Below are 6,334 nucleotides of genomic sequence, written 5' to 3'. Positions count from 1 at the left end.
AGTCGACGGCTCTTGGCATGGTGCACATCCTGTCGGGCGGGACCCCGGTCGGGATCGGCCTCGTGCTCACGGAGTCGGGGAAGGTGCTGACCACTTACCGGCCCTCCGCGGGTGCGGCGAACCTGACGGCGGAGTACGTCCTGTCCCGCGCGACCTTCAAGGCCACGGTGATCGGCGCGGACGCCGCGGCGGGCCTGGCACTGCTCCAATTGCAGGGCGGTAACGGGCGGCCGTTCTCCACCGTCACGGTCGGGAACTCGGCCACGATCGTCAAAAGCGCGGAAGCCTCCAGGGAGTCCTCCTACCACGTGCCTGGCCAGGTCTACGACACGGCGGTCGGCACCACGGGCAGGGAGAATGCGCTGACCATCGATGTCGGCACCCTGACCACCCTGGACACGACCGTCACCGTCGGTGCGACGACCCGGAGCGGGCTGATGGCGTCGGTGCTGCAGTCTGCGGTGCCGTCGGTGATCGGCGGCCCGTTGGTGAACCTGAACGGCCAGGTGATCGGCATCACTATCGGGGGCTGGGGCAGCGGCCTCCACGTCGTGGGCTACGCGATCCCGATCAACACGGCGCTCGCAGTCGCCACGCAGATCGCTGACGGCAACGGCGCGTGAATCATGAATAGCGACCCGCGGCTGCCATTTACATGCAACAGCTGTTGCAGTGCGAGGATGGCTAAATCGCGTGAAACAGGTATTACAAACTGCAGGTCACAACCAATCTTCCGGAAGGCTCTTGACAGCATTCTATTGAAATCTTAGGCTGCTTGTGCCTTGCGAGCGGTGCATATCTTAATGAGCGGGCGCGTTGTTTAGAAGCCAGCGTCGCTTGCCACAATATCGTCCGTTACAAGGGCTCAGGCACGAATCCAGGAAAGGTCGCCATGGGTTTTCTGCTACTCGGAGTGGACAGCCTGATCGCGTGCATCGCGATCGGGCCGATCATGAGCCGAAGGCTGGCGGCGTGCGGCGCGCTCGTCGTGCTGTTCGGTATCGGCGACGGAGGAGGGTTCCTGCTCGGCTCGGCCTTCCACTGGTCGGTCTCGGACGGCCTCAGCAACATCCTCCAGACATCGATCCTCGTCGTCCTTGGCCTGTACTGGATCGCGATCGCGATCTTCTCGAAGAGGGCGGCGGCAGCCGAACAGGAGTCGAGGTCGCACTGGGGCATATGGGTCCTGCCGTGGGCGCTGAGCATCGACAACATCACCTACGGCATAGTCGACGGCGTTCCCGCGCACGCCTCGGTCTGGTTCTCGGCCGGCGAGCAGGCACTGTCAAGCTCGGTACAGGCCGCCATCGGGCTGGCGATCGGCATGGGGCTCGCCGCCCTGTTCCCTGTGGTCCGGCGCCGCATGGCCCTGGCCAACGGAATCGCCGGAGCCCTCCTGATCGCCGCGGCGGGCGTCCTGCTCGTTGTCGGCTGACCCGGGCCGGCCCGGCCAAGCCCATTGCCCTGGCCCTGGCTCTTGCCATTCCCCGGGCGAGGCCAGGGCTGTTACGCAGTCACGATAAATCGCCGGTCATTATCGGGCTGTAGCATGTTTTTGATTGGGCGGTAGCCTGAACGTGAAACAGGTGTTGCATCTCAATGGACGCTGACCGGCGCACATCACGATGGCTGCTCCTGCTGGCTCAGCTTCCTAGCACACCGTCAAGCGCGCGGGTCACGCTGTGGCGCCGCCTGCGGGCCGCCGGCGCCACCACGATGGTCAACAGCGCGTGGGTGCTGCCGGAAGCGCCGCATCACGCGGAGTTCCTCGAGCAGTTGCGGGAAAGCATTCTCCAGCAGGGCGGCACCGTATTCATATTGAGTACCTCGGTCTCTTCGCCGGAGATAAATGACACGCTCATCGGGCGTTTCCGGGCCGACCGGGGCCGGGAGTACGACGAGTTCGCTGAGCGCTGCGACGCTCTTCTCGATGAGATCGACAAGGAGACCAGGGCAGGGAAGCACACATTCGCTGAAATGGAGGAGAACGAGCAGGATCTTGAGAAACTGGTCCGCTGGCTGGCGAAGATCCAGTCTCGGGACTTCTTTCCCGATGAGCGAAGACAGCAGTCAATCGCCATCATGGACCGGTGCCGGAATGCGGTGGAGGCTTTTTCGCAAACCGTTTACGCGGCCGAGGGAGTCCAGGAGGTCGCGGACGGCCCGGGGCGGGAACCCCCTGATCGGCGAGGCTAGCCGCGTCCCGCCAGCGTCCCGCCAGCGTCCCGCGGCTGAAATAGCCCGGGCACGGGCCGCCGGCTAGACGAAATGGAACTCGCCTTGGTCCGGTTCGTGGTCGACGAGGCGATCGCAGGTCGGGCAGTACCAGCGGGCCTCGATCGGCGTGCCGCACGCGGGGTGCCGGGGCGCTTGCGCCGGGTCGGCGTGTCCGGCCCCCCAGTACGCCAGCAGCCGCAGCGCACCGGCTAGCTCCGTGCCCTCGGCCGTCAGATGGTAGGCGGCGCGGGGCGGCCGCTCGGAGTAGGGCCTGGCCACGAGCAGCCCCTCCCGTTCGAGCCGCTTGAGCCGGTCGGACAAGATGTTCGCCGCGATGCCAGGGAGCTGACCGAGCAGGTCGTTGAACCGGCGCGGCCCGGCCAGGAGCGCGTCCACCACGAGCAGGGTCCACCGGTCGCCCACCCGGGCCAGCGCCTCGGCCAGCGGCGACGACGCGATTTCGCTCTGGGCCATAAACAGATCCTAGTCGGCCGCATTGACATCCCTCCAGTTGGTAGTAGCTTGCAAGTTACTATCAACTGGAAGGACGCGACGGCGATGACGATCTTCGACGAGATCCAGGCAAGCATCGCGGGGCTGGCGGAGAACGCCGGCCCCTCGGTGGTGGGCATCGGCCAGCGGTGGGGAGCCGGCTCCGGCATCGTGCTCGGCGAGGGACGGGTGCTGACCAACGCGCACAACATACGCGGCGGTCAGGTGACGGTCACGTTCGCCGACGGCCGCACGGCCGAGGGGAACGTGGCCGGGCACGACTACGACGGCGACCTCGCGGTCATCGAGGCCGACACCGGCCAGGCCGCCGCATTGGCGTGGGCCACCGCGGCGCCCGCCATCGGAATGCCCGTCTTCGCGCTGGCCAACCCGGGCGGGCGCGGGCTGCGGGTGACGTTCGGGTTCGTGTCAGGCATCGACAGGACCTTCCGCGGACCGCGCGGCCTGCGGATCACCGGCAGCCTCGAGCACACCGCCCCGCTGCTGCCCGGCTCCTCGGGCGGCCCGGTCCTCGACCCAGCGGGACGGCTGCTCGGGATCAACACGAACCGCCTCGGCGAAGGCTTCTACCTGGCCATACCCGCTGACGAGACGCTGCGCGGCCGGGTTGACGCGCTCGCCCGCGGGGAATCGGCCCGGCGGCCTCAACTCGGCATCACGATCACTCCCGGCCACGTGGCCAGGCGGCTGCGCCGCGCGGTCGGCCTGCCCGACGCCGAAGGCCTGCTCATCCGCGACGTGGCCGACGACAGCCCGGCCGCGCGCGCCGGCCTCGCGCCAGGCGACCTGATCGTGGCGGCCGCGGGCCAGCCGGTCCGCTCGGTGGACGACCTGTCCGGCGCGCTCAAGGCAGCCGCCGGCACCGTCGAGCTCACCGTCGTGCGCGGCACCGAGGAGCGCAGCATCCACGTAAGCCTCGGCTGATCGCGCACCAGGTAAGAGCGCCGCACGCGGCGGCGGCGATTTCCGCCGGAACGACTCGCCGGGCCGACAGGACAGCAGCGGGGCGATCGGCAGCCGGCGGTGTTCGTTCGGGATGACGGGGAGCGTCGTGGGCGCGGCCGGGCAGCCTGTCCGCCAGCCGCACCCGGTCGGCGCCGAGTGCGCGGCGGGCTGAACCGCCCACCTGCGGCGAGCGGCTATGCTGGCGATCTGCGTACGAAAGTGACGACATGCGCTTCCGGGGGGTGGCGTCAGGCATGACGGGTGGACCAGGCGGTACGGCGGCCAGGCAGCAGGGCATCTCGCGCGCGGCAGACGGGGCGGCCAAGCGGCCGCAGCGGCTTCGCCAGACGCCGCGAGAGCCGGCCCAGCTGCTAGTTCCCAACGACAGGGCCGGCTCGTGGGATGGCTACCGGACAACCGGGGTCGGCGCCTGGGAGTGGTACATGGCCTCGGGACTGCTCTGCCTCGACCAGCCTTCGATGGCCTTGCTTGGCGTCGACGCCGACACCTACGACGGGCGAATCGAAACCTGGATCGGTCGCGTTCATCCCGACGACATCGGCTGGGTCAATGCCGAGTTGGACAAGGCGATCACCACGCGCGGGCCGTACCAGGCGGAGTACAGGGTCTGCTGGCCGGACGGCAGCACCCGCTGGCTGCAGGTGCGCGGCCAGGTTGAGGCGGACGCGGACGGCAACCCGTTCCGGATGGTGGGCACGGCGTGGGACACGACGCAGGCGCGCACGACCAGTGACGGCCTGCGGGGCGCGTTGCGGTATATGAGCGACGGTTTCCTTTCCCTCGGCAGGGACTGGCGGGTGATCTTCGCCAACGTCGAGGCCGAGCGCCTGCTGACCTCGCACTACGAGCTGACCGGGCGGTTGCTGTGGGACCTGCTCGTGATCCGCCGGGTGCCGGGCCTGGAGGCCCGCTGTCGCGAAGCGGCCGCAGGGACGACGCCGGTGAGCTTCGATGTCCAGTGGCCGGACACCGGACGCTGGTACCGCTTGCGACTCGTCCCGGTGCCCGACGGGCTGGCCTGGTATTTCACCGACATCACCGAGTCGCGCATGCGCCAGGCCGAGCAGGAAGCGGCCGAGCGCACGGCGGCCGAGCGCGCGGCGCGGATCCAGGACCTGGCCTCCGCCCTGGCCGAGGCCGTCACCTCGCTGGATATCGTGGCCGCGGTCGCCGACCGGGTGCTGCCGCCGTTCGGGGCCTCCGGGCTGATCGTCCAGGTAGTCGAGGAAGGCCGGATGCGCACGGTCGGGGCGGTCGGCTACTCCCAGCCCTTCCTCGACCTGATCAACGGGCCGGTGCCCGATCTCACCCCGGTCGCGGATGTGCTTGGCAGCCGCCGGCCCTCGTTCATCTCGTCAGCGGACGAGTACAAGGAGCGCTACCCGGCCACGGCGGACGTGCTGGCCCTGTGCGGCAAGCAGGCGTGGGCGTACCTGCCGCTTGTCGTCTCGGGGCGGGTGGTGGGCTTGTGCGTGGTGTCCTTCGGCCGGCCGCGCCTGCTGACGGGCGCCGAGCAAGCGCTCCTGATCACGCTCAGCGGCCTGATCGCCCAGGCTCTTGAGCGGGCCCGGCTCTTCGACGCCGAGCACGCCAGGTCGCAGGCGCTGCAACGCGCCCTGCTGCCGCGGCAGCTGCCCGGGCTGCCCGCCGTCACCGCGGCGGCCAGGTATCTCCCCGCCGGGCCGGGCATGGACGTGGGGGGCGACTGGTATGACGTCATCCCGCTGTCGGCCGACCGGGTGGCCCTGGTCATCGGCGACGTCATGGGGCACGGGCTGCCGGAGGCGGTCATCATGGGCCGCGTACGCACCGCGCTGCAGACGCTGTCCGACCTCGAGCTGCCGCCCGACGAGATCCTGGCACACCTGAACGACCTGGTCTGCGGCCTCGGTGACGACTCTTTCGTCACCTGCCTGTACGCGATCTACGACCCGACGACAAGCAGCTGCACCGTTGCCAGGGCGGGCCACCCGCCGCCCGCTGTCGTCTGCCCGGACGGCACCGTGCATTTCGCCCAGGCCGACGGCGATCCGCCGCTCGGCGTGGCCGGGCCTCCGTTCGAGGTGTCGGAGCTGCGGATTCCTGACGGCGCCCTGCTCGTGCTGTACACGGACGGCCTGATCGACTCGACCAGCTGCGACCCGGCCGTGGGCATGGGCCGGATGGCCGGGCTGCTCCGGGTCCTTCAGGCCGAGGGGCTGGACCGGATGTGCGACAGCCTCACCCGGGCACTGTTGCCAGATGACCAGCAACGGGCCGACGACGCCGCGCTGCTCGTGGCCCGGGTCCGGGCCACGGCGCCGGACGCCGTCGCCACCTGGCCGCTGCCAGAAGACCCGCGGGCGGCCGGCGAGGCTCGCCGGCACGTACGTGACCAGCTCGCCTGCTGGCAGCTTGAGGAACTGACGATGACCACCGAGCTGGTCGTCAGCGAGCTGGTCGCGAACGTGGTCCGGCATGCGCGGGGTCCGTACCGGCTGCGGCTGCTGCGCAGCCGCAGCCTTGTCTGCGAGGTGTTCGACGGCAGCCTGACCACGCCGCGCCCCCGGCGGGCGTCCTGGACCGACGAGGGCGGCCGCGGCCTGCAGCTGATCGCCGCGCTCTGTGACCGCTGGGGGACCAGGAATGTGACGACAGG

Annotated in this window: 6 protein-coding genes; 5 read left to right on the top strand and 1 reads right to left on the bottom strand. The window is 69.6% G+C overall.

Features of this window, described 5'->3' with window-relative positions:
- The 3 genes from Q1N79_RS18295 to Q1N79_RS18285 form a co-directional block, all read left to right on the top strand.
- Nucleotides 1–623: trypsin-like peptidase domain-containing protein (locus tag Q1N79_RS18295; protein WP_367185095.1), on the top strand; the 623-nt coding region annotated here is incomplete at its 5' end.
- 269 nt (nucleotides 624–892) lie between these two features.
- Nucleotides 893–1,435: a hypothetical protein gene (locus Q1N79_RS18290; RefSeq protein WP_300610473.1), complete on the top strand. Its 543-nt coding sequence runs from the start codon at nucleotides 893–895 to the stop codon at nucleotides 1,433–1,435.
- 164 nt (nucleotides 1,436–1,599) lie between these two features.
- Nucleotides 1,600–2,196: a Chromate resistance protein ChrB gene (locus Q1N79_RS18285; RefSeq protein ID WP_300610470.1), complete on the top strand. Its 597-nt coding sequence runs from the start codon at nucleotides 1,600–1,602 to the stop codon at nucleotides 2,194–2,196.
- A 63-nt stretch (nucleotides 2,197–2,259) separates the two neighbouring features.
- Here Q1N79_RS18285 and Q1N79_RS18280 read toward each other — a convergent pair whose 3' ends face one another.
- Nucleotides 2,260–2,691, bottom strand: a complete 432-nt coding sequence (locus Q1N79_RS18280) for a helix-turn-helix domain-containing protein (RefSeq protein ID WP_300610468.1) — start codon at nucleotides 2,689–2,691, stop codon at nucleotides 2,260–2,262.
- A gap of 48 nt (nucleotides 2,692–2,739) precedes the next feature.
- Here Q1N79_RS18280 and Q1N79_RS18275 point away from each other — a divergent pair, with 48 nt between their 5' ends.
- On the top strand, nucleotides 2,740–3,654 hold the full coding sequence (locus Q1N79_RS18275) for a trypsin-like peptidase domain-containing protein (RefSeq protein ID WP_300610465.1): 915 nt from the start codon (nucleotides 2,740–2,742) through the stop codon (nucleotides 3,652–3,654).
- 275 nt (nucleotides 3,655–3,929) lie between these two features.
- On the top strand, nucleotides 3,930–6,334 hold a 2,405-nt coding region (locus tag Q1N79_RS18270; RefSeq protein ID WP_300610464.1), incomplete at its 3' end, for a SpoIIE family protein phosphatase.

Source organism: Trebonia sp., from assembly GCF_030042015.1.
Classification (GTDB): Bacteria; Actinomycetota; Actinomycetes; order Streptosporangiales; family Streptosporangiaceae; genus Trebonia.
The sequence above is the reverse complement of the archived record's forward strand: the minus strand, read 5'-3'. Positions and strand labels throughout refer to the sequence as shown.

Bases quoted from the DNA above. Each gene is read 5' to 3' on its own strand.
- Q1N79_RS18290 (WP_300610473.1), top strand. From the start codon at position 893: ATGGGTTTTCTGCTACTCGGAGTGGACAGCCTGATCGCGTGCATCGCG.
- Q1N79_RS18285 (WP_300610470.1), top strand. From the start codon at position 1,600: ATGGACGCTGACCGGCGCACATCACGATGGCTGCTCCTGCTGGCTCAG.
- Q1N79_RS18280 (WP_300610468.1), bottom strand. From the start codon at position 2,691: ATGGCCCAGAGCGAAATCGCGTCGTCGCCGCTGGCCGAGGCGCTGGCC.